9 protein-coding genes are annotated in these 24,799 nt (G+C 61.1%); 3 read left to right on the forward strand and 6 right to left on the reverse strand.

The genetic code is table 11. The features are described 5' to 3' along the window. Positions 1–1,249: 1,249 nt before the first annotated feature. Entirely contained in the window at positions 1,250–2,926 is a 1,677-nt protein-coding gene (locus H9K76_RS03345) for a sensor histidine kinase (protein WP_187598171.1), read from the reverse strand. Positions 2,927–3,612: 686 nt separating this feature from the next. Next, positions 3,613–6,282 (reverse strand): pyruvate dehydrogenase (acetyl-transferring), homodimeric type, encoded by a 2,670-nt coding sequence (gene aceE / locus H9K76_RS03350; protein ID WP_187598172.1) that lies wholly within the window; start codon positions 6,280–6,282, stop codon positions 3,613–3,615. 180 nt (positions 6,283–6,462) lie between these two features. On the opposite strand from aceE, the gene H9K76_RS03355 reads away from it, so the two are divergent. Further along, positions 6,463–6,921: a MarR family winged helix-turn-helix transcriptional regulator gene (locus H9K76_RS03355; protein WP_187598173.1), complete on the forward strand. Its 459-nt coding sequence runs from the start codon at positions 6,463–6,465 to the stop codon at positions 6,919–6,921. A gap of 8 nt (positions 6,922–6,929) precedes the next feature. Here the strand turns inward: H9K76_RS03355 and H9K76_RS03360 are convergent, their stop codons facing one another. Further along, entirely contained in the window at positions 6,930–7,742 is an 813-nt protein-coding gene (locus H9K76_RS03360; protein WP_246475274.1) for a transketolase-like TK C-terminal-containing protein, read from the reverse strand. A 120-nt stretch (positions 7,743–7,862) separates the two neighbouring features. Here H9K76_RS03360 and H9K76_RS23380 point away from each other — a divergent pair, with 120 nt between their 5' ends. After that, entirely contained in the window at positions 7,863–8,009 is a 147-nt protein-coding gene (locus H9K76_RS23380) for a hypothetical protein (protein WP_246475276.1), read from the forward strand. 153 nt (positions 8,010–8,162) lie between these two features. On the opposite strand, the gene H9K76_RS03365 is transcribed toward H9K76_RS23380, so the two are convergent. From H9K76_RS03365 to H9K76_RS03375, 3 genes are all read right to left on the reverse strand, one after another. After that, positions 8,163–9,611, reverse strand: coding sequence for a Calx-beta domain-containing protein (locus tag H9K76_RS03365; protein WP_187598175.1), 1,449 nt, complete (start codon positions 9,609–9,611; stop codon positions 8,163–8,165). A gap of 151 nt (positions 9,612–9,762) precedes the next feature. Next, a complete protein-coding gene (locus H9K76_RS03370) occupies positions 9,763–10,848 on the reverse strand; it encodes a hypothetical protein (protein ID WP_187598176.1) in 1,086 nt (361 codons plus the stop codon). Between the two features lie 141 nt (positions 10,849–10,989). Further along, complete coding sequence (locus H9K76_RS03375; protein ID WP_187598177.1) at positions 10,990–12,057, reverse strand: hypothetical protein; 1,068 nt, start codon at positions 12,055–12,057, stop codon at positions 10,990–10,992. 855 nt (positions 12,058–12,912) lie between these two features. Here H9K76_RS03375 and H9K76_RS03380 point away from each other — a divergent pair. Next, a complete protein-coding gene (locus H9K76_RS03380) occupies positions 12,913–24,522 on the forward strand; it encodes an Ig-like domain-containing protein (RefSeq protein WP_187598178.1) in 11,610 nt (3,869 codons plus the stop codon). Positions 24,523–24,799 lie beyond the last annotated feature (277 nt).

Consider the following 24,799-nt stretch of genomic DNA (forward strand, 5'->3'; position numbering starts at 1 on the left):
ACATGCGGGGCCGCACCTTCTTGGCCTACGAAGCGGGAGGACAGCGGCCGCCCCGTGCAGTTTCTCTGCGGCCGAGGTGTGCTGGTTCCAGTACAGCTGGCAGCAGGCGCGCAGCATGGTCTCGACGGGCAACGGCGGCGCAAAGGCGCAAGACGCGCCTTATGTCGAACGTTGAGCCTCAGCTTTCCGGGGGGCCGTCTCACCCAAGCCGAATTCCGTAATGGGTCGGGCGCACCAATTGGTAATTCGTTAGAGCTTCCCCTGCCTCGGGCGGGACATCGGGCAGTGGCTACCCTGCCCAGGCCTGTGCTGAACGGCCGCTCCTGGATGTGCAGCGGTCCGCCGTCCTGCGAACTGTTCAACGACTGGTACTGGTAGGAAGAGTCAAGCCAGAGGCCAATTGGAATTCGCGCTTTGATTCATGAGTGCCGACTTTCCCCATGAAATTCTGTCGAATTGGAGCTTCGTCACATGGCTGTGGCTTGGGATTCGCCGGCGAAGGTTCACTGGACGCATTGGAGGACGTCATCGCGCTGACTCTGCTAGCGTGTTGCACACGCTCTCAGATCTCGGTTTGCTCGGAGATAACGAGGGCGGCATTGATTTCGGTGCCGACATAGTGGACGTTCGACTCGAGCGCGGAGCAATCAAGCCACTGCTGCACAGCCCGAAGACTTTGGGTTCTGCGATACATGGGCGGTAGTGACCACGCGTGTCGTGTCAGGTCTTGAGTTTGGAGCTGGCCTGCGGCTGACATCGGCTGTCTGCTCTTCCGAGCAGCAGTCGTTCAGTATGCGAGGAACGGCCGGCTGCTCTCAGCCTGAAGCTGCCTCCAATGCGCGACATGAAGCGCGCTTGAGGTGAAGGTGCCACTTCAGATATCTCGTGCATATTGAGGCGAAAGTTGCTCCGGAAGGCGGCCTGAATTGGTGGGCTCTATGCCAGATTTTGTTTGTTTACGACTTTAGTTCGTGATCCCGAAAGTCGAGCTGCTTGGGAACCCGCATGGATGCTAGAGCCCTGTTTACGACTTTAATTACTCAGAACAGTTGTTGTTCCGGTTCATTGAAGTCGCAAACACAAAATCGAACCTTCGATGACGCTGGAGCAGCGAACTCAACTCGTACTTTCGGCCAAGACCCGCCGCGGGGGACGCAGTTCAGCACGGCACATTCACAACCCGGACTGGCGATCCAATGGGTAGATTTTGTTCATGCCTTGTGTGGTCGGAACCGAATGATCCAAGGCCTTAAATCGGATGCGCGCTATGGCTGTCCATTGCGCGCTCCTTGCTCCGCAATGCCAGTGTATGTATGCCGGAAAAATCGAACCTCTCCAACATTTCTTTGAGCAAGGCAGTGAACGGCGCATGACTGGACCGTTGGCAATGAAATTCGATCCAGCTTTCGATATCCGTAAGACGACCGTGCAATGCCAGGTTGGCAAGCTCATCCAAGGCCGCCTTTTCCGGTAGAGCCTGCCCGGGCAAGTCCAGATCTTGCGGCGGTTCGCCATGGCATGCCATGCTCGGAGGGACAATAGACCAATTCGAATCAGCGTCACTGAACTCAGGAACGGACAACGCGAAAGAAAAGGTGGAGCCTTGACCAACAGTACTGGTGACGTGCAGGGTGCTGCCCATGGCTGAAAGAATGCGCTGTGCAATGAATAAGCCCAACCCCGTGCTTCCGCTTGTGGCCTGAACCTGCTGAAAGGCGCCGAATATATCGATGTTGGAATTCAAGTCGATTCCAACTCCCGTATCACTCACAGCGAAGTGCAGGGAGTGCCCTTTTTCTTCGGGCTCCAGAGTGACAGACAGGTTTATCGCTCCGTTACGTGTAAATTTTGCTGCGTTGGAGAGCAGATTGAGCAGCACCTGCCGCAGGCGATTGCCATCCAGGTACATCACCCTGGGGATTCTCTGGGGCAGTTGACAGCGAAAGCGGTTGTTCTGTTTTGAACATAAAGCGAGCGCATACCCCGAAATATCATTCAATAAAGGAAGTAGTTCCGTTGTTGTGGGCTTCAGGGCAAGTGGATGCAATTCCAGCGTAGAGTAATCCTGCAACTCATCTATTAAGCTTAATTGATATTTAATATTGTCCTGAATTGATATCAAGGCCTTTCTTTGCGCGTCAGTGGCATCATTGAGTAATAGTTCAGCATATCCAGAGATAGTCGCCAGGGGTGCACGCAGGTCATGACTGATAAAACCCAAGGTTTCTGTCTTTTGTTGATTTTTCACCTTGGCATCGGCCAGCGATTTTTGCTGCAATAAATAATTCCCATTGATCATCAAACAGATAGCGGTAATGGGCATGACTGCAGAAAAGACAAAAACGTAAGCGATTTGAATGTAAGAAGCTCCTGTGGGACCAGTAGGCACCAGATCAGGGATGAACAAGGTTGTGAAGCGGATCAAGTAGACCAAGCATTCGATGGCCAGTGAAGTCGAGAGCAGGCGATTAATGAAGGACTTATCACCGTATCGAATGACAGTAATGAATTGAATGAATACAAAAACAAATAAAAAAGAGGTAAAGCTCATCAGTCGATATGGGTAATTTGGATTTCCCCACATGAACCAAAAAACCAAAACCTCAGAGATCACAGTGCAAGGTATAATTAAATACCGCATCAAGGGCTGGCCGTAGAATTTTCTAATGCCAAGCGTTTGCACGGCCACACCCAGCGTCAATAGATGATTCCCAATGGATGAATAGGAGTAGATTGTTGGGTTGTTATTAAACCACCCGGCATACAAACACACAGCCAAAGTGGCGATAAAAAATCCCAGTGTGTAAAGACCAATTCTGTTGATGCCAATCTGACGAATATGATTTGACAGAAGCAGAGGAATCAGTACAAGCCCTGAAACAAAGGCCGACGTAGCAAAGAATAGATTGTAGTTAATGGTGGTCATCTTGAGCTCGCTGTCAGATTACCCTCAACTTATTCGAAAAGACCAATGGCTATTGCGTGGCGCTGGGATCCATGGCCAGCGCAGAACTGATCTTGGGGTTGAACGCACATCGTCACGAGCCTGCGTACAGATGTCGTAAGACTTCAGCACTTGCCAGCCCCTTGGCTCGCCGCTTGACCGTGACCAACTCATTGCCCTGAGTCGTCTCCCTCTGGATGACTCGATGGAAGGCTGCTTCAGTGATCACGAGGGGCATGACTGTTCTGGTTGCTGACAACGTTCGATTGTCGCTGGGCCGATGCAGCCTGCCTAAATGGGCATTTCCCTAATTGAGTCTGCTCTGACAGCCCCACGACCTCAAGACTCACGCTATATCTGCTGAGGAACGCTCATTCGTGGCTGTCTACCTTGACTGCGAAGCGGTCAGGCATCAGGAGGCAGAAGCATGCTCATCCTGAAAGGCCGCCGCGCAAGGGAAGTCAAGCTTCTGATAGCTGGAGGGAGGTTGTACGTCGCTACTATGAATTCAGAAATTCACTAAGTCAGATAGCAACTTGTCGAACGACGGCAACGGGTGGACAGGAGTGGGCTGCTGCTGGTTTCATCTTCTGCCTTGTCAAGGTGTCAACGAAACTGGCAGCAGCCCAGGGTGGCCGATGAGTGTACGAATCCACTCCCGCAGTGCGTCAGACCGAAGCTGGATCCATCTTTTCCCTGTCTATGCCGTAGAGTAGGATGGCGTCGCTGACACGCTGACGTGCAAGCACGCCATCATCGGCCAGGGCTTTCAGCGCTGCTAGTACGATGAAATGGCGGTCCACCTCGAAGAACGCGCGCAGCGATTCACGCGTGTCGGAGCGGCCGAAGCCGTCGGTGCCCAGCGAGACGAACCTGCGGCCTTCGACGAACGGGCGGATCTGGTCACCGACGATCCGCATGTAGTCCGTCGTCACGATGACCGGTCCAGGACGTTCTTGCAGACACTGCTGTACGTAGGGGACGCGCGGCTCGTCCTCGGGGTGCAGCATGTTCCAGCGCTCTGCCGCCATGCCTTCGCGGCGCAACTCGGTCAGGCTGGTGGCGCTCCAGATATCGCTCAATACGCCGAAATCCTTTTCCAGCAGCTCGCCCGCGGCGATGACCTCGCGCAGGATGGAGCCGCTGCCCATCAGCTGTACGTGGGGCTGAGCGGAGGACCGTGGCTTGCCATCCAGCAGATGGAGGCCCTTGAGGATGCCCTCCTCGCTGCCTTCCTTCAGGGCGGGGTTCGGGTAGTTTTCGTTGAGCAGGGTGATGTAGTAGTAGATGTCCTCCTGCTCCACATACATGCGGCGAAGTCCGTCCTGGATGATGACGGCCAGCTCGTATGCAAAGGTCGGGTCGTAGGAGACACAGTTCGGGATCACGGACGACAGCACGTGGCTGTGGCCGTCGTCATGCTGCAGTCCCTCGCCCATGAGCGTGGTGCGGCCCGAGGTCGCGCCCAGCAGGAAGCCGCGCGTGCGGGCATCACCTGCCGCCCATGCGAGGTCTCCCACGCGCTGCAGGCCGAACATGGAATAGAAAATGTAGAACGGAATGGCGGCTACGCCGTGGTTGCTGTAGGCCGTGCCCGCGGCGATCCATGACGAGATCGCGCCGGATTCGTTGATGCCCTCCTGCAGGATCTGACCGTCCTTGGCTTCCTTGTAGTAGCTGAGTTGGCCGGCGTCCTGGGGGGTATAGAGTTGTCCCAGGTAGGAGTGGATGCCGATCTGGCGGAACAGGCCCTCCATGCCAAAGGTGCGCGACTCGTCGGGCACGATGGGGATGACGAGCTTGCCGATGTGTGGGTCCTTGAGCAGCGTGGTCAGGATGCGCACGAAGGACATGGTGGTCGAGACGCCCCGATCACCGCTGTCCTTCAACTGTGCTGCGAAAGTGTCGAGCGGGGGAACGACCAGTGGTGCGACCTTGCCATTGCGGGCGGGTACATACCCGCCAAGCACAGTCCTGCGCTCGGCGAAATAGCGGGCTTCCTCGCTGTCGGGTGCGGGCTTCAGGTACGGCATGTCCTCCAGCTGGTCATCCGGCACGGGCAGCGCGAATCGGTCGCGGAAGGCCCGCACCGCGTCTGCGCTCATCTTTTTCAACTGGTGGTTGATGTTCTGGCCCTCACCGGCCTCGCCCATGCCGAAGCCCTTGACGGTCTTGACGAGGACAACCGTTGGCCGCCCCTTGGTTTCGACGGCCTGCGCGTAGGCGGCGTAGACCTTCTCGGGGTCGTGGCCGCCGCGTGCCAGCGCCCAGATCTCGTCGTCCGACAGGTGCGCAACCAGCTCCCGCAACTGCGGGTACTTGCCGAAGAAATGCTCTCGCACATAGGCGCCGCTCTGTGACTTGAATGTCTGATATTCGCCATCCACGCATTCCATCATGCGCTGGCGCAGCAACCCCGTGGTATCGCGCCGCAGCAGGTCGTCCCAGCCGCTGCCCCAGAGCACCTTGATGACGTTCCATCCGGCGGCGCGGAAGGTGCCCTCCAGCTCCTGGACGATCTTGCTGTTGCCACGCACGGGGCCATCCAGCCGCTGCAGGTTGCAGTTCACGACGAAGATCAGGTTGTCGAGCCGCTCGCGTCCGGCCAGCGAGATAGCCGCCAGCGACTCGGGCTGGTCCATCTCGCCGTCGCCGAGGAATGCCCAGACCTTGCGGCCCTGATGCTCCAGCAGCCCGCGATATTCCAGATAGCGCATGAACCGTGCCTGATAGGCCGCGGTGAGGGGCCCCAGTCCCATCGAGACCGTGGGGAACTGCCAGAAGTCGGGCATCAGGCGAGGATGGGGGTAGGACGACAGTCCAACGCGTCCTGCTTCGCGGCGGAAGTTGTCCAGTTGCGATTCGGTGATGCGGCCTTCGAGGTAGGCGCGCCCGTAGATGCCCGGGGCCGAGTGTCCCTGGATGTAGACCATGTCGCCGCCGAAGGTGGCGGTGCGGCCGCGAAAGAAATGGTTGAAGCCTACGTCGTAGAGCACTGCGGCCGATTGGTAGGTGGCGATGTGGCCGCCCACGTTGGAGTGCTTGCCGGCGCGCAGCACCATGACCATGGCATTCCATCGGATGTAGGCGTTCAGGCGGCGTTCCACGCCAAGGTCGCCCGGGTAGGCTGGTTGCCGCTCCCTGGGGATGCTGTTGACATAGGCGGTCGTCACCCGGCCATGCAGGTCACCATGCTGCTCCATGTCACGGTCCACGAGCTGGTCGATGAGGTAGTGGGCGCGCGGTCGGCCTTCGACGGTGACGACGGCCTGCATGGCTTCCAGCCACTCTCGTGTCTCTTGCGGATCGACGTCGGTCAGTGTGATCGGTGGGGTCATGACATATCTCCTGGTAGGGCAGCGTTGTTGAAAGCAGGCCATGGTCCGGCCTGTCGTAGCGGACTCCATGGTGGATGAGTTTTCTTCTTATGAATTGCAATTGCAATAATAGCATTTGCAATCGTTTGGCGTGAAATATAATTGCAAGTGCAATTCAATCTCCATGAAAGGATCCTGGTCATGACGGCTGAGGGGGCTGATCTCTGGTACTCGTTCGTGCGCGCGCATCGAACCATGATTCGCGAGGTAGAGCGTCGCCTGGCCGCGGCGGAGCTGCCCGGCTATGCGTGGTATGACGTGCTGTGGGGGCTGGAAAGTGGCCCCGGTGGCGTTCGGCGCATGCATGAGCTTGCCGATACGCTGGCCATCGAACGCTACAACCTCACGAGATTGGTGGATCGCCTGGAGCGGGAGGGCCTTGTCACGCGATCCCGCTCAGCCGAGGACGGCCGGGCCGCCTACGCGACCATCACCAAAGAGGGGCGGGCACTGCGCAGGAAAATGTGGAAGGTGTATGAATCCACCGTGGCCGAACTGTTTCTCGGTCAATTCAGTGCGGATGAGCAGAGGGTGCTGGCCCTGGCCCTGGATCGCGCGAGCGACGCTGCCCGCGCATCGCAAGGAGAACCTTCCGCGTAGGCACTGTCCTATGACAGTGCCGTCAGTGCATATCGCTCGAGCGCCTCACCGGCCAGGCGCTTGGAAATATCGCCCGCGTCGCCCAGCAGCTTCAGTGCGACAGCGGCAATCCATTGCGGGCTGAGCTGGCTTTGCTGTGGATGAGAATCAGCCCCCAGTGCGGTAAATGCGGAAGGAACCATGGCACCGATCTGGCTGGCCACGTGGCGCGCGTAGCCGGTTACCGCGACGACGGGAGCGCGACTGCTGGAGAGGCAGGACTGGAGATGTGACGTTCTCTTCTTTGACAGGGGATGCAGCATGTTCCAGCGATCGGCCTCACGGCCATCGCGCGCCAGGCGCGTGTAGCTTGGACAACTCCAGACCTCGCACCCGATGCCCCAGTCATTCCGTAGAAGGGCCGCTGCATGCCTTACATGCTGCAGCGCATTTCCCGCACCCAGCAGTCTGATGCTGGCCGCAGGCACTCCGCGCACTCGGCTGATGCGGTACATCCCTTTGAACGCGCTCTTTACGTTGGAGTCGGTCAACGCAGGGGTATCGTCACTGTCGTCGCCATGTGCGGAGAGATAGAAGAAGCCGGGTCTGCCATCGAGATAGAGTGCCTGCAATGCCGAACGGAAAATGGCAAGCGCTTCGGCTCCCGAAGCCGGGTCGTAAGGGGTGCCGTCGGCATCGGACGACAGCCAGAGAGGGACGGAGGGGTGCATGCCCCTGGGCCAGCGGGAACGCAGCGCTTCCATGTGATTGCAGAAGATGCCATGGCCTTTCGACTCGGACAGTGCAGCATGGAGGCCTGCGAGCGAGCCGGAGTGTGCCATGTAGAGCAGTGGCCTCTCACTCCCAGCGCGCTGATCACCGAACCACAACGGCCATGCGCTCACGTTGCCTGGCTGCAGGCTACTGTCCGTGGCACGTCCTGCCGCCCTGACGACCCATGCATGGTTGCCATCTGGCGCCTCTTGTTCCAGGCGGTCTGCGATTGCCCGCATGGCCTCGAGGGGCGAAGCGCTCTGGCATCGGGCATTCAGTGCGGGCTCGCCAAGGCGCCGAAGGCAGGCGGCAGCGGCCCGCTGTGCCTGGAGTGAGTGGTTTGAAGCATGGGGTCGACTCTTGCGCATGGCCTGTCTTCCTCGATGGGCCGCGGAAACTTACTTGGCCCATTTTTACGATTGCAATTACAATGATTGTAATTGCAATTTTAAAAACGAGCCAGCTTGGAACAACCCGGCCCCAGTGCGTCAAGCGCCGGAACGCGTGGGCCCGGAACGCCTGCGGCGCAGCCGGCCGGCCACCAGCGCGGCGGCCAGCAAGCCGGTGGCGGCCAGGCCAGAAGGGCTTAACGCAGGGACGGCATGCGCTCCTGCAGGCGGTGGTCCCTCGACGGCCTTGTCGTCATTCAGGATCGTGCCGGAGGTTTGTACCGAGATGGCTTTCGCGAGGCTGGGAATGTCATCCAGCAGCACATGCAGGGTCTCGTCGGGCTCGTGACTGGCGTCGCCGTGCACCTCGACCATGATGGTGCGCGGGCTGGCATCGCCGGGAAGCCAGGTGAATGCTCCATCGCCGCTGGTGTAGTCCCCGGGGGCAGTGGCGGTGCCGTCCACGGTTCGCCAGCGGATGCTGAAGGCTTCGGTGGGCGGCTCCGATAGGGTAACGGTGAAGTTCAGCGCGGTGTGCGTTCCCGGGCCGCCTTCGACAGTCGATGCATCGGTGATGCGCACCTGCGGTGCGGGCGGTGGTCCGTCATCGTTGATGATGACTCCGGTACCCACCGTGTCCGTGCTCGGGGCCGCACCGATGAAATCGCTCAGGTGCACGGTGAGGACCTCGTCGGGTTCGGGCGTGGTGTCGCCATGGATCGGTACGGTGATGGTCTTGTACGTGTCCTCGCCCGCAGCCCATGCGAGCGAGCCGGAACTGGCGGTGTAGTCGGCGGGAGCAGTGGCCGTGCCGTCCGCAGTGCGCCAGCGCAGGCTCACGTTTTCGGTGGGAATGCTGGAGAGGGTGACCGTGAACTCCATGCTCGCGGTACCGGCGTTGCCTTCGGTCACGCGGCCATTGCTGATGGAGGCCAGCGGCGCATCCAGCACCAGTGTCCCGCGTGCATAGTTGGCGGTGGATGCGGCACCGTCCGTGGTCCTGAAGCCGAAGCAGGTGTCGTTCACTCCCTCGGCGGAACGCCCGGTGACGGAGCAGGGGGCGTTGAGGATGACCTGGTTGACCTCGGGGTTGTAGGGGGAGGTGCGGGCTGCGATGAGCTGTGCGCGGTCTCCTTGGCGGTGCGGCGCATCCGATTCATCGGCCCAGCGGCTCACCATGATGGCTGCGTGCGTGGGCTGGCCCGTGGCGTCGGTGGCCACCCGGAATCCCAGCACGCGGGCGCCGGGCGCGTCATGGGTGATCACCGTCTGGCCGTTGCCGAAGGCCCAACCGGTGATTCGGGGAAGAATCACGTCGTTCTCCGTCAGGTTGGCGGGCAGCGGCTCGGCCGTCGTGAAGAAACCGGTCACGCCATCGCCTGCCGCCAGTTCGAGGCAGGTGCCCGCGCTGCAGGGTTTGGTGTAGTGCTGAAAGCGGTCGTAGGCCGTCGATGCGTAGCGGTAGGTCACGGCATGGGCGGAAAAGGAAATACCGGATGCAAGGCACAGGAGCGCGAGCGCCGCGCGGGATGTCGAAACGAGAGTCATGCTGCTTGGGGGAGGGTTGCGGTGGCGGCATTGTTGGGATGTGCCGGCCGGCGCACCATCCCCCAAGGGGTACGGTGGAGCGTGAGGGCATCCCATGCCGCGAGTGTCGGCACGGCCCGTGTGCCATCCGGCGTGTCACTGGCGCCGCAGCCTAGGCACGCAGGTTGCGACCGAGTTCATCCCAGTTGCTGGCGCTGGCGACCTCGAGGATGGCGCTCAGGTGCTTCTTGAGTGCAGCATTGCTCACGCCGGCCAGCGCAAGGCTGTCGGAGCGGGCATGCCCCAGTCCCGCCAGCACGGCGATTTCTCGCTGCAGGGGCGTCAACGGCAGGTCCACGACACGCCGCACCACGTCGATCTGGCGCGGGCGCTGCAGTTGCAGCGTCAGCAGCCAGTGGGTCGTGGAGGCAGCGGTAGGCTGCGAGCCGGAGTGCAGCGGCCGTGTGCGCAGGTCCAGCAGGCCCTGGGGCACGGTCATCAGCCGGCTCTGGCCGGGCAGCAGCCCAAGCAGGGAAAGCAGGTCGGCGGGCAGCGCCGTGGCGCTCGCGCCATACAGGCCCAGGCCGCGTATGTGGGCCGCCTGCAGCAGTTGCAGCGCCTGCGCATCGGCCGACAGCGGGCGCAGCGTGGAGGCTTCGAACAGGACATGGCCCGTGGCGCTGTGGACGCTCTCGCTGGACGGGCCTCCCTGAAGCCTGAAGGCTCGCTGCAGGCTGGCGCAGGCGCGCTCCATCGTGCAGGCCTCGGCAGCGCTGAATCCGTTGCCAAAGCCGGTGCTCTGCCCACGGAACACGGCAGCAACGGCTCGCGTCACGAGACGGCCGGAGGGGCCCGGAACTTCCACCCGCAGGTCCAGGGTGTAGTGGTGGCCGTTCGGACGCATCAGCAGGTTGTGGCTGTTTGATCGGTAGTGCGCAGCGTCCGGTGACAGCAGCCGGCCCACGCGGGGGCCCTCAGGCCGGGCGAGGGCGAGGATGTTGGTTTCCCCTGGACCGGTGAACAGGTGGAACTCGTTGAGAAAGAGATTGCGCACGCTCGGGGGCGAGTCCTCATGATGGAAGCCCTCGGGCAAGCCCTCTTCGTCGAGCCAGAACAGCGCCGCCGCATCGGCCCCCACCAGGGCACGCAGCACGGCGCACACTTCGGCGGCGATGGGTGCGAGGCCCAGGCCCAGCCGGCAGAGCAGATCAAGCTTGTGCCAGAGCCGTTGATGATGAAGATATGCGCTGGTCGTCATGGGGCGGGAGGATGGTTTGGCGCTCGGTTTTCCTGCTGCGACGGGCGGACGGGTTATGTCAAGAGCTCATGCATGCGCTTTCCAGCGCAGGGATGGCCGAATTCTGGACTGCCGCGCCATGATGCGCCATTCCCCCAAGGGCTACGGTCCGGCGTGCAGACGGCTGGCCAGGTCCTCCCAGTCGCTGGCTCCGGCAGCCTCGAGAATGGTGCGCAGGTGCTTCTTCAATGCGGCAGGGCCCACCCCGGTGAGCTCCGTGCAGTCGGCGCGCGCATGGCCCAGGCCTGCCAGCGCGGCGATTTCCCGCTGCAGCGGTGACAGCGGCAGCGCCAGCACGCGGCGCACCACCTCGATCTGGCGCGGGCGCTGCAACTGCAGGGTCAGCAGCCACTGGCCCGCACCGCTGGCGACGGGGTGCAGTGGATGCATGCGGATGTCGAGCAGGCCATGCGGCACGGGAATGCTGGCGGCCTGGCCCGGCTGAAGGCCCAGGTGGCCGAACAGGTCGTCCGGCAGTGCTGGGCCTGCCTCGCCTCGAAGACCCAGGCCGCGCAGGTTGGCCTCCTGGAGCAGCTGCGTGGCGGTGGCATCCGCGAGCAGCGGGCGCAGGCTGTCGGCATCCAGGAGAACATGGCCGACGGCGCCGTCATGGCTGACCCCCAGGCTGCCCGCCGGCTTGCGCGCGAAGGCGCGTTGCAGGCAGGTGCCCGCGCGCTGCAGCAGCCCGGCCTGCTCGGAGCTGAAACCCGTGCCCGGCGCTCGGAACAGCGCGGCGACGGCCCGGGTGCGACCCTGCACCTCCACGCGCAGATCCAGCGTGTGGTGATGTCCGCTGGGGCGGATCAGCAGGTTGTAGGTGTTGGAGCGGAAGTAGCCGGCGTCCGGCGCGAGGAGCCGGCCCACCTGAGGTCCCAGGGGCTGTGCGAGCGCAAGCACATTGGTCTCATGGGCGCCGACGAACAGGCGATGGAATTCATTGAGGAACAGGTTCTGTGCGGAAGCGGGCGAATCCTCATGGAAGAAGCCCTCGGGCGCCCCATGCTCATCCAGCCAGAACAGCGCCGCGGCATCCGCGCCGATCAGGGTGCGCAGCACTGCGCATATGTCGGGCGCGATCGGAGCCAGCCCCAGGCCCAGCCGGCACAGCATGTCCAGCTCCTGCCAGAGCCGCTGCCTTGCTGCGGTGGTCGAGGAGTGTGGCGATTTCATAAGGTATGGGTACAGCGCGGAAGGGGCGTATTGTCTCCAAATAGCCTGCGGCGCTGTCGCCCTGTTTTCCCCTATGTCTGTTCCTTATGGCGCTACGCGCAGCGTCCTCGCCTTCGTGCGGTGCTGATGTCGCCGAGGACACCGGAGGATAAAAGCGTGCGTCGTGTGTCGCGCAGCCTGGACGAATGCTCTGTACTCGTGACCGAGCACATCTGGTTCTTTGACGGTTTACTTCCAGCAATCTGTGAGTATTGCGATGGCAATGGGATGTGTAAATGTGAATATTCGCAATTACACAGATTGTTAGTGTGCAATATATGCGAATGTCATCGGTGTGGATGGTTGTTTGGGTGAAATAATCCACTGCGGATCACTGTCGACATGGCTGCGGAAAATGGCTTGGTGATTATTATGGCGATGATATGAGTGATTGTGATTGCTAGAGGATTGTTGGGCTGATCTGAAACAGCGGGTATCATTTTTTGGAAATTGTATTGACTCTACGAATTTTGATTTATCGCAAATTACCAGGGTGTTCGATTGCTAACCTTGGTGCCTTCATTTGTCAGGGGTGAGGGTTTGAGAATTCATGGGAGCAATTCCCAATGAATTTACTATCGAATAATTTTTCTACTCATGCAGATTAATGCCTGCAATAAGCCGTTGAGCAATGAGTCCAGCTTTGTTGGCTTCTTGCGCAGGTCAATCGTTTTCCCGGTATGGGTGTGATGTTGGGGTTTGTGAGTCAGGAATAGCTGACTCAAATTAAATACTGCAAGGCTATATGGCTAACCAATTTTTTGATTGGTCGGCCACTGTCCTGTTTCTGATTTTTATTTTTGAAAGAGAATTTCTATGTCTTCTTCCATGGCTCCTGTTGAAATCGTTGTTGTTTCCAGGAAAACGGCCGTCACCAAGTACGGCATGCCCACTGATTTTCGCCTCGAGGATGGTGGCGTCGTGCAAATCCAGGCCACGCGTGCCCAGGTCAAGGACCTGGCGCGGGTTGGCAAGGATCTGGTCGTCACACTGCAGAATGGGGAAACCATCACTGTCCGAGATTTCTTCGCGCCACTGGATGGCGGGCAGTCCCACGTGGTTCTGCAGGACGACGCCGAAGGTCTCTGGCTCGTCGAATTGGGAACAGGCGAGGGCTCTCTGTCATGGGGGTATTCGAGCCTGTACTCGATCGATTCCCTGATGGCGGGCGAGCAGACGAACTCCTCGATACCCATCGTGGCGATGTGGGGCGGCATGGCCGGCCTGCTGGCCGTGGGCAGCGCAAGCACCCACAATGCGTCGCAGAAACCATCTCCGGCTGTCCTCGAACCGGTCAATGGAGTCAAGCCGATCACGGGAACGGCCGAGCCTGGGGCCACCGTGATCGTGTCATTTCCGGGTGGAGGCAGCCACACGGCCGTGGTGGGGGCCGACGGCAAATTCAGTGTCCCCAATCCGGGTCTGAAGGATGGTGACACGGTGACCGTGGTCGTGAGTCATCACGGTGCCGAGAGCAACCCGGTGGTGATCACGGTGGATGCGCTTGCCCCGGCCAACCCGGTGGTTCATCCTGTCAATGCAACGCATCCGATCACGGGCACCGCCGAGCCGGGCTCCACGGTGACGGTGACCTTCCCCGACGGATCACAAAAGACCACCGTGGCCGGGAAGGACGGGCATTTCGAGGTGCCCAATCCGGGCATGCTGGCCGATGGACAGCCCGTGAAGGTGACTGCCACCGATCCCGCCGGCAATGTGAGCGGCGAGGTGATCATGAAGGTGGATGCCATGGCGCCACCCGTGCCCCAGGTCCATCCTGTCAATGGGCACGATCCCATCACCGGCACGGCGGAGCCGGGGGCCGTGGTGACGGTGGTATGGGACAACGGCAAGACCATCACGGGTGTTGCAGATGCAGATGGGCATTTCTCGCTGCCCAATCCGGGCACGATGAAGGACGGAGAGGTCATTCGCGTCTCGGCCACCGATGCGGCCGGAAACACCGGCCCAGCGGCCACAGTGACGATTGACGCGTCGGCACCCGTCGCTCCGAAGCTGAACCCGGTCAATGGCAAGGACCCGATTGCCGGTGAAGCGGAGCCCCACTCCACCATCAAGGTCACGCTGCCCGACGGCACGACCGCTGTGGCCGAGGCCGGGGCCGATGGAAAATTCCAGATACCGAATCCAGGGCTGGAAGATGGAGCCTCTCTCCAGGTGGTGTCGGTCGATGCCGCAGGCAATGCGAGCGAGCCGGTGATCGTGGTGGTGGACGCACGGGCTCCGGCGCCGCCTCAAGTTGACACGGTCAGCAGCAAGGATCCGATCACGGGTCATGCGGAACCGGGCAGCACGGTCACGGTGACGTACCCTGATGGCAGTACTTCCACGACCAAGGTGGGAGACGCTGGGAGCTTCTCCATCCCGAACCCCGGTGGGCTCGAAGGCGGGCAGATCCTCATCGTGGTGGCGACCGATGCTGCGGGAAACACCAGCGATCCCACCAGGGTGCCGGTTCACCCGGAAGATCCAGTTCCTGTACCTGCGCCCATCGTCAACCCTGCCAATGCACTGGACCCTGTCACCGGCACGGCCGTGCCCGGCAGCAAGGTGACGGTCACTCTGCCTGATCACTCGCAGGTGGAAGGCCATGCGGATGAGCATGGCCACTTCAGCGTTGCCCATCCCGATATGGTGTTGAAGGACGGAGACGTGATCGTCGTGCAGGTATCGGATGTCGACGGGAACAGGAGCGATCCCGTTCGGGTCACCATCGACGCGGTGGCACCCACTACACCAACGATTGACCCCGTCAACGCGTTGGACCCTATCTCGGGCACGGCAGAACCAGGCAGCAAGGTGACGATCACTTTCCCTGACGGGCAAAGCCAGACTGTCGTCGCGGGTCCGGACGGCCACTTCAGCATGGCCAATCCCGGCCTCGAAGATGGCAAGGCGATCACGGTCACTGCAACCGATGCGGCGGGCAATGTCAGCGGCGAAGCCACCATCACCGTGGACGGCATTGCTCCCGTGCTGACGATCACCGACGATGTCGATGGCATTGTCGGCAAGGATGGCCACGTCACCTTCACATTCACGTTCAGCGAGGACGTGAAGGATTTCGATCTGAGCGATATCCAGGTCTCGGGAGGGCAGGCTGGTCAACTCGTCCAGATCAGTCCCCGCGTCTACATGCTGGAAGTCAAGCCGCCGGCGGGAGGCACCCTGGGCATCATCCAGGTCAGTGTGGCTGCCGGGGCTGTGCACGACGCGGCAGGCAATGCCAACCTCGGGGTGACTGCCCAGCAGGCCTACGACCTGGTCGCACCCGGGCTGGATTCTCTGAGCCAGTTGGAGCTGCAAGACGACGTGGGCGACGTGCGCGGCGAGATCAAGACCGGCATGACGACGGACGACAGCACTCCGACCTACGTCGGCAAGGCCGATCCGGCAGAGGTGGCCCGAATCGAACTGCTGGACAAGGGCGTGGTGATCGGCAGCGCGGTGGTGAATGCAGACGGCTCATTCAGCGTATCTCCTGACCACCCTATCACGGGTGGGGGGCACAGCTTCTCGCTGAGACCGGTGGACGCGGCGGGTAACGTGGGGCCGGCCACACCACCGATCGATTTCATATTCGATGGAGTCAAGCCCGGCACGCCTGCCATCGGCGACCTTTCGGACAACAGCAATGGCCAATGGGTGAATATCCAGAAGGGTGACTCGACCAAGGACACGACACCGGTGATCAGCGGCACCGGAACGGCAGGCAACACGATCACCGTCTACGACGGGGCCGCCGTCGTGGGCACGACGGTGGTGGACAAGAACGGTCACTGGAGCGTTGAGGTGACGGAGTTGGATGATGGCGAGCACAAGCTCCACGCCACCGCCACCAATCCTGCGGGTGTGGAAAGCGATCCTACGGGTGAATACATCTTTATCGTGGACACGGTAGCGCCAGACAAACCTGCCATGCCTGTTGCATACGACAACGTAGGTGCTGACCAAGGCCCGATCCAGCCTGGTGGAACGACGGACGACGCGACCCCCACATTTGCCGGCAAGGTAGAGCCGGGCGAGCGTGTGACCATCTACGACAACGGCAATGTGATCGGTCAGGCCGATGTGGACAAAGACGGCTATTGGAACTGGACACCGGCCACAGATCTGGCCGAGGGACCGCACAGCCTGACCAGCACAGTGACCGATATGGCAGGCAACGAGAGCCAGCCGAGCGATGCGATCAGCTTCACGGTGGATACGACACCGCTGGAGCTGGTGATCAGCCGGGTGCTGGACAACGTGGGCGACAAGCGGGACCCCATCGCCAGCGGCGGAGCCACCGACGACGCCACCCCCACCTTTGAAGGCCGGGCGACGGCCGGTGCAACGGTGACGATTCTCGAAGGTGGCAAGGTGATCGCCACGACCAGGGCCGATGCACAGGGCCACTGGAGCGTAGAGTTGCCGCACCAGGCGGACGGCACGCACGTGTACGAGGCGCAGGCGAAGAACGCGGCGGGCGATATCGTCAAGGCCGGCTTCACGCTGACGGTGGACACCCAGCCCTCGAGCGTGCCGACGGTGGACGGTGCCTACGATGACGTGGGTGCGCACCAGGGGTCGCTTGTGAGCGGGCAGGTCACGGACGACACCACCCCGACGCTCAAGGGAACGGGGACGGCTGGCGACAGGATCAACGTGTACGACGGCGACACGCTCATTGGCACCACGACGGTCAAGTCCGACGGTACCTGGGAGTACACGGTGCCGTCGCTCACGACCGACGGGGAGCACCGCATCACCACGACCAGCGTGGATGCGGTGGGCAACGAGAGCGTCAGGAGCGACGCGTTCATCGTGAACCTGGACACCTCGGTGCCGGACCTTGCCAATGCACTTATCAGCATCGATCCGATTGCGGGTGACAACAGGGTCAATGCGGTGGAGGCCGCAGGCAACGCCATCCTCACGGGCAAGCTCACGGGCGTGCCGTCGGATGTCGTCGAGATCAAGGTGATCGTCGAGCTGAATGGCACAAAGTATGTGGCCAACGTGATCAACGGCCACTGGAGCGTGAGCGTGTCGGGCGACGCCCTGGTCAAGGATGCAGATCACAAGCTGAAGGTGACAGCGACCTTCAGCGATGCGGCAGGCAACAGTGATGACAAGAGCGTGGAGCAGAGCTACACCGTGGATCTTGTCGGCCCCGGTGAGAACGCGATCAGCGAGTTGAAGTTGCAGGACGACGTGGGCGATGTGTGCGGCGAGATCAAGTCGGGTATGACAACGGATGACAGCACCCCGACCTACATCGGCAAGGCTGATCCGGACGAGGTGGCACGTGTCGAGCTGTTGGACAAGGGCGTGGTGATCGGCAGCGCGGTGGTGAATGCCGATGGTTCGTTCAGCGTGTCGCCCGACCATCCGATCACGGGCTCGGATCACAGCTTCTCTCTGCGGCCGGTGGATGCGGCGGGCAACGTGGGGCCGGCCACGCCGGTGATCGACTTCACATTCGATGGCGTCAAGCCCGGCATACCGGCCATCACCGATGTCTCGCACAACGAAGGGGGGCCGCTGGTGAACATCCAGAAGGGTGGCTCGACCAAGGACACGACACCGGTGGTCAGCGGCACGGGCACGGCCGGCAGCACCATCAAGGTGTATGACGGCTCTACCGTGGTGGGTACTGCAACGGTGGATGCGAAGGGTCACTGGAGCGTGGAACTCAATGCGCTCTCGGAGGGTGAACACCGGTTGACGGCTACCGCGACCAACGCGGCAGGTGTGGAGAGCGAGGCGACGGGGCCGTACCCGCTGATCGTGGACACCGTGCCGCCAGCCAAGCCCTTGATGCCGACGGCATCCGATAACGTAGGCGCAGATCAAGGCCCGATCAAGCCCGGCAACACGACGGACGATGCCACTCCCACGCTCACCGGCAAGGTGGAGCCCGGTGAGCGCGTGACGATCTACGACAACGGCAGGGCGATTGGCGAGGCCGATGTGGACAAGGATGGCTACTGGAGCTGGACGTCGTCCACGGATCTGGCCGAAGGCTCGCACAGCCTGACCAGCACGGTGACCGATAAGGCAGGCAACGAGAGCCAGCCGAGCGACGCGATCACCTTCACGGTGGACACCACACCGCTGGAGCTGGTGATCAACCGGGTGCTGGACAACGTGGGCAGCAAGCAGGGCCCGATTGCCAGCGGTGGAGCTACCGACGATGCCACTCCCACCTTTGAAGGCCGGGCGACGGCCGGTGCAACGGTGACGATTCTCGAAGGCGGCAAGGTGATCGCCACGACCAAGGCCGATGCACAGGGCCACTGGAGCGTGGAGTTGCCACACCAGTCGGACGGCACGCACGTGTACGAGGCGCAGGCGAAGAACGCGGCGGGCGATATTGTCAAGGCCGGCTTCACGCTGACGGTGGACACCCAGCCCTCGAGCGTGCCGACGGTGGGCAGTGCCTACGACGATGTGGGCGCACACCAGGGACCGCTCGTGAGCGGGCAGGTCACGGACGACACCACCCCGACGCTCAAGGGAACGGGCATGGCTGGCGACAGGATCAACGTGTACGACGGCGACACGCTCATTGGCACCACGACGGTCAAGTCTGATGGCACCTGGGAGTACACGGTGCCGGCGCTCACGACCGACGGGGAGCACCGGATCACCACGACCAGCGTGGATGCGGTGGGCAACGAGAGCGCCAGGAGTGACGCGTTCATCGTGAACCTGGACACCACGCCACCCGATCTGAGCAAGGCCGTTCTGAGCGTTGGCGACGTGACCGGGGACAACGTCGTCAATGCCTCCGAAGGTCAGGGCACGGTGACGCTCACGGGGACCTTGACAGGACTGCCCAAGACGGAGGCTGTCACGGTCAAGATCGTGGTGAACCTGAATGGCACAATCTATGAAGCCACCCTGGTGGGAGAAACCTGGACGTTGGAGGTTCCGGGTCAGGCACTGGTTGCAGACATCGACCATAAGCTGCAGGTCGTGGCAACGGTCGTGGACGAGGCCGGCAATGCTTCGCAATTGACCGTGGAGCATGCCTACTCCGTGGACAACACGCTCACCCAGATCTGGCTGAACGACAAGATCGCGGGCGACAACATTGTCAACGCCGATGAGGTAACGAGCGTGATTGTGGGGGGAACCACGACAAACGTCAGTGACGGTCGGGTCGTGACGGTGACCTTCTCCGATGGCGTCCACAGTGTCAAGGTCACCGGTACGGTATCCGGTAATGCCTGGACTGCCGGCGCGGCCAATCTGAGCGGCCTGAACCAGGGGGCGATCACGGTCACCGCCGAGGTTGTCGACCAATTGGGCAACGCGCGCACGGCGGAAAGCATCGTCAAGCTCGACACCATTCGTCCGGATAACCCGGATGATTACCAGATCGAGATTCTGCTGTTCGAGGACAACGTTGCCCCGAATGTGAACGACTATCCATCAGGCACCACCACCAACGACACGTCGCCGCTGCTCAAGGGCACGGTGGCGGGACTCGAGGTCGGGGATGTGGTCCGGATCTACGAAGGCTCCAGGCTGCTTGGAACGGCCAACGTGCTGAGCGATGGAAGCTGGACCTTTCAGCTCGCAGGGGTCACTGAAGGCGAACATGGCTATACGGCCGTGATTTACGACGCTGCCGGAAATGCGGGTCTGGAATCCAGGCCGTTCACGCTGACGGTGGACTTCACGCCACCCGCATTTGCGTCGACCATCGTGTCCTATACGGATGACCAGGGCAGCCTGCAGGGCGACTTCGGCCATGCTACCGTGACCGACGATACGGCTCCGGTACTGAATGGAACCGTGCCGCAGGCCCTGGCGGCAGGGGAGGAAATCCGGGTCTACAAGCTGGTGGGGGCTGACAGCGTGCTGGTCGGAATCGCTACTGTATCGGCCGACGGAAAGAGCTGGTCGCTGCAATTGAGCGGACTGCAGCACGCGTCCGACTACGAATTCGTCGCCAAGGTGGTGGACGCCGCCGGCAACTCCGGCCCGCTGTCCAATACGTTCAAGTTGAGCGTGGACACCCATGGCCCCTCCATTACCACCAGTATCGATTCCTATGCCGATGACGTGGGGCCGGCTCAGGGGTCCACGTTCTCGTCGGGGACAACAACGGATGACCGCGATCCGGTCCTCAAGGGCTCCCTCGGGTCTGCCCTGAATTCCGGCGACACCGTGCAGGTGTATCAGAACGGGGTGCTGCTGGGCAATGCCCAGGTGTTGGGGGGGAACTGGACGTTCCAGTTGCACGGCTTGGCCAACGGCACCTACGAGTTCACCGCGATCGTGGTGGACAGGGCCGGAAACCTGAGCGACAAGGGCTTCTCCGGCGCGTTCACGATCCATGTGTCCGGGGATGGGTCCACGAACACTGTGCAGATCACGAGTTTCATCGACGATGTGGGGGCGTACCAGGGCGCCTATGCCTCCGGCAGCGTCACGGACGACGCCAGCCCTGTTCTTCAGGGCACGTTGGCCAGCAAGCTGGCGAGCGGCGAAACCGTGCGTATCTACCAGGGCGGTACCTATCTGGGCAACGCTACGGTGAACGCGGATGGCCTGGCCTGGACGTTCCAGCTGTCTGGTCTGGTCGATGGCAAGACCTATTCCTATACCGCAACCGTCGCCACGCCGGCCGGTGTGGAGGGCGCTCCATCAGAGGCCTTCACGCTGACATTGGACACGACACCGCCGCAGTTTGTGCCGACGATCACCAGCTATTGGGATGACGTAGGCAGCATGCAAGGCAACTTCGGCAACGCCACCCGAACCGATGACACCAGCCCGACACTGGTCGGTACCCTGCCGCAGGCTTTGGCGGTTGGTGAGCTGGTGCGCGTGTACCAGGTCGTGGGGTCCGTCAGCACTTTCATCGGCAACGCGACGGTCAATGGCCTTGGCTGGACCTATGAGCTGAGCGGCCTCGCCAACGATACCTCGTACACCTATGTGGTGCGCGTGGTGGATGCCGTTGGAAACGAGGGCGGGCTGTCCAACCAGTTCACGCTCACGGTAGATACCGCGGGGCCGTCGATCGGTGCCAGTATCAAGTCCTACGTGGATGATGTCGGTGACCGGCAAGGCGAATTCACGGATGGATGGACCGATGACACCACTCCGCGCTTGAAGGGTACGCTGACATCCTCGCTGAATTCCGGTGACATCGTTCAGATCTATCAGGACGGGAAGTTCATCGGTCTTGCCAAAGTCAGTGCGGCCGAATGGTACTTCGACATTGCGACGCCGCTCAACGATGGCGTGCATGTATTCCAGGCCGTGGTTTCCGATGCTGCGGGCAATCTGAGCTCGGCGGGCTACTCCAGCGAGTTCACGATCCGGGTGGATACCACTGCACCGGAATCGGCTGCGGCGATTGTGAGCTTTGCAGATGACACGGGTGCCATCAAAGGACACTTCCCTTCAGGAAGTGTCACGGACGATACCGCGCCTCAACTTGTTGGTTCGCTCAGCGCGCCGCTCGCCAAGGGCGAGACCGTCCGCATCTACCAGGGCAGCATCCTGCTTGGCGAGGCCACGGTCAGCGGGACGAACTGGACCTTTGATGTCTCCGGCCTGCAGAATGGCCAGACCTACAGCTTCACCGCTGTGGTGACCAGCATCACGGGAGCCGAAGGTGACAAATCTGCGGCGTTCACGTTGACGGTGGACACGACACCTCCTTCCACGACCACCACGATTGCGTATTTCGACCACGTGGGGGCTGTTCAGGGCACATTCGGAAGCGGGACTACCACGGATGACCGCACTCCGCAGCTCAAGGGGGTGCTCAGCGCACCGCTGGACGCAGGCGATCGTGTTGCCATATACGAAAGCGGCAAGCTGCTGGGCTATGCCATGGTCAGCGGAACCGGCTGGATCTTCAATCTGCCCGATGCACTCAAGGATGCATCGTCCCACACCTATGTTGCCAAGGTCATGGACCTTGCAGGCAACGAGGGGACTCCGGCCTCGCTGGGCCTCACTGTGGCCTTGACTCTTGCGGTGAAGGAACTGACGACCTCCGACATCACCCCGATCGTATCGGGCTCCGTGGGCTTCGAGCTCTTGCCGGGCGAGTATCTGCAGGTCACGATCAACGGGGTCTCCTACAGTTCCAAAAATGGCGCGGTGGTCGTGGACTCGAAGAACGGCACCTGGTATCTGCAGATACCTGATACCAACCCACTGGGGTATTCAACCTACGACATGGCCGCGCAAGTGTTGAGCGACTCGGGGAGCGTGACCCAGGTGGCACATGGTTCGCTGCTGGTGCAGCCTTCGCCGTCGGCACTGGCGAACACGGACTGGGCGACCACAGCCAACCCCGGCAACGCCACCAACAACACGATGGTGATCGGTCTCAACAGCAGCGGCCTGTGGACCATCATGGCGGACACTCAGGTCTACAGCAGCACGAACCTGTCGAGCTATGCCAAGGTGGCCACGCTGACCACCAATCACGGCGATGCCGTGAGCTGGACCGCCGCGGACTTTGCCCGCAATGGGTTGGCAAGCATTGCGGGAACGGATACCTACTATGGAAACGCCACGCAGTCGTTCTGGACCAACACCGGCAGCGGGTACACGCTGTCTCAGCAATCGACCTATACCACCGTTTGGTACGGGGGCGTCATTGCCTATGACAAGACGGGGGATGGATACCTTGATCTCGCTTATGGCGATGGCGGGGGGCCGGATTCCATCACCTTGCTTGTCAACAATCAGGGCAAGCTCTCACCCGATGGCGGAAACGGTTGGGCGGGCCTTGCCGGGTTCTACACGGGGCGCGAGTTGTCCGGTGTCGACATCAACAACAACGGAACCGTGGACATCGCCTACCACACCACGCAGGGCGGTTCCTACTACAGCTTGACGATCCTGGACAACAACGGCACGGGTACGCTCAGTGCATCCCAGTACATCACCAATGTATTCAACAATCAGACGGCGGCTTCGTCAACGAACTCCAATTCGATGACCTGGGCCGACTTCGATGGCGATGGATACATGGACCTGTATCTGGCCAGCACGAACGGGACAAGCGGCGGTGCCATCTACTACAACAATGGTGATGGCACGCTGTCATCGGACAAGAGTGCGGTGGGATCGTCCACTGCAGCCATCGGCTTCATCTCGGCGGCCGTGGACTGGAATCATGACGGCATGATGGATATCGTGAAGTTCACGCAGTACGGAGGCTCCCAGACGGCGACCCTGTTCACCAACGTGGGCAAGGGCGCCGGTTGGACGTCGAGCGTGCTGGCAGCCAACCTGGTCAACGTGACGGGAATGGCCGCCATGGACTACAACTGGGACGGTGCGGTCGACATGATCATTGCCCAGCAGAACGGGAAAATGGTCTACGTACAGAACAACCAGTCCGTTGCCGCGGGAACCGCGATGCACCTGCGTATCGTGGACAGCGAGGGCATCAACGTGTACTACGGCAATACCGTGCAGCTCTACAACGCTTCGGGCAAGCTGGTTGCTTCGCAGATCATCAACGCACAGTCTGGCATCGGCACCAACGATAGCTCGGCTCTGCTGAACTTCTACGGACTGAGTTCCCACGAGACCTACAGCGCCAAGCTCATCAAGGTGACCAACGGCATATCGTCCAACGTCACATGGGATGGACTCGTGGCGGGTAATGGCAAGACGGCCTATGACCTCACCGCCGACGCCGCCACGGGCGGGCACTCGGGCATCCTTACGGGCACGGGATACAACGATACCTTCATCGCCACGGCAGGTACCTACACCTACAACGGAGGGGGTGGATGGAGCGGCGCCATGGGCCATGACGCATGGAGCAAAACGGGTGGGCAGGACATCGTGGACTTCCGCCATGCCACGGTGGGTGTGAATGTCAACCTCAACATCACGACTGCGCAGAACACCGGCTTCAACACGGTGACTCTGGGCAACATCGAGGGCGTGACGGGGTCTGCGTTCGCCGACATCATCACGGGCGATAGCGGCGACAACGTGCTGGAAGGACGCGGCGGCAATGACATCTTCCATATGGCCTCGGGAGGCCACGACACGTTGATGTACAAGCTGCTTGTTGCATCGGATGCTACCGGTGGCAACGGCCAGGACATGGTGAACGGCTTCACCGTCGGCGTGTTCGAAACCATGGCGGATGCGGACCGCATCGATCTGGGCGACCTGCTGCAGGGCTATGCGCCGACGGTGGGCGGTCAGTATGCCGCCCAGTACATCAACGGCGTCGCGACCATCGCCCAGGGTGACGGGATTGCCAACTACCTCAAGGTGGAAGTCTCCGGGGACAACACCTTGGTGGAAATCGACCGCGGCGGCAGCGGAGCCAGCTACACCACGCTGCTGACCCTGAACGGTGTCCATACGGATCTGGCGACGTTGCTGGCCAATCATCAGATCACGCTGGTCTGATGCGCTCCACGGGAGCGGTTTCGCAGCGGTGCCTGTGAGAAATCGCTCCCGGTAGACGACCGACCCGACATATTTATTGATTTATGGAATATGAGCGATAGCAATTGAATAAATTATTCAATTGCCTTCTTGCTTGCTGAATATCGTTCAATTTGAGCGAGCATTTCGTTTGGACGAATGAATGGCCGTTGAGGCAATGGTTAATGAATTTTTAAAATGAAGTTACTGATTTACTAGTAGGCTGACTACGGATGTGACATCAATGCCGGATCAGTCA

Source organism: Diaphorobacter ruginosibacter (assembly GCF_014395975.1).
GTDB lineage: Bacteria > Pseudomonadota > Gammaproteobacteria > Burkholderiales > Burkholderiaceae_C > Diaphorobacter_A > Diaphorobacter_A ruginosibacter.

What these genes read in the sequence shown, in the direction of transcription:
- H9K76_RS03345 (WP_187598171.1), bottom strand. Translation starts at nt 2,926, where the DNA reads ATGACCACCATTAACTACAATCTATTCTTTGCTACGTCGGCCTTTGTT.
- aceE (WP_187598172.1), bottom strand. Translation starts at nt 6,282, where the DNA reads ATGACCCCACCGATCACACTGACCGACGTCGATCCGCAAGAGACACGA.
- H9K76_RS03355 (WP_187598173.1), top strand. Translation starts at nt 6,463, where the DNA reads ATGACGGCTGAGGGGGCTGATCTCTGGTACTCGTTCGTGCGCGCGCAT.
- H9K76_RS03360 (WP_246475274.1), bottom strand. Translation starts at nt 7,742, where the DNA reads ATGGCACACTCCGGCTCGCTCGCAGGCCTCCATGCTGCACTGTCCGAG.
- H9K76_RS23380 (WP_246475276.1), top strand. Translation starts at nt 7,863, where the DNA reads ATGGTTGCCATCTGGCGCCTCTTGTTCCAGGCGGTCTGCGATTGCCCG.
- H9K76_RS03365 (WP_187598175.1), bottom strand. Translation starts at nt 9,611, where the DNA reads ATGACTCTCGTTTCGACATCCCGCGCGGCGCTCGCGCTCCTGTGCCTT.
- H9K76_RS03370 (WP_187598176.1), bottom strand. Translation starts at nt 10,848, where the DNA reads ATGACGACCAGCGCATATCTTCATCATCAACGGCTCTGGCACAAGCTT.
- H9K76_RS03375 (WP_187598177.1), bottom strand. Translation starts at nt 12,057, where the DNA reads ATGAAATCGCCACACTCCTCGACCACCGCAGCAAGGCAGCGGCTCTGG.
- H9K76_RS03380 (WP_187598178.1), top strand. Translation starts at nt 12,913, where the DNA reads ATGTCTTCTTCCATGGCTCCTGTTGAAATCGTTGTTGTTTCCAGGAAA.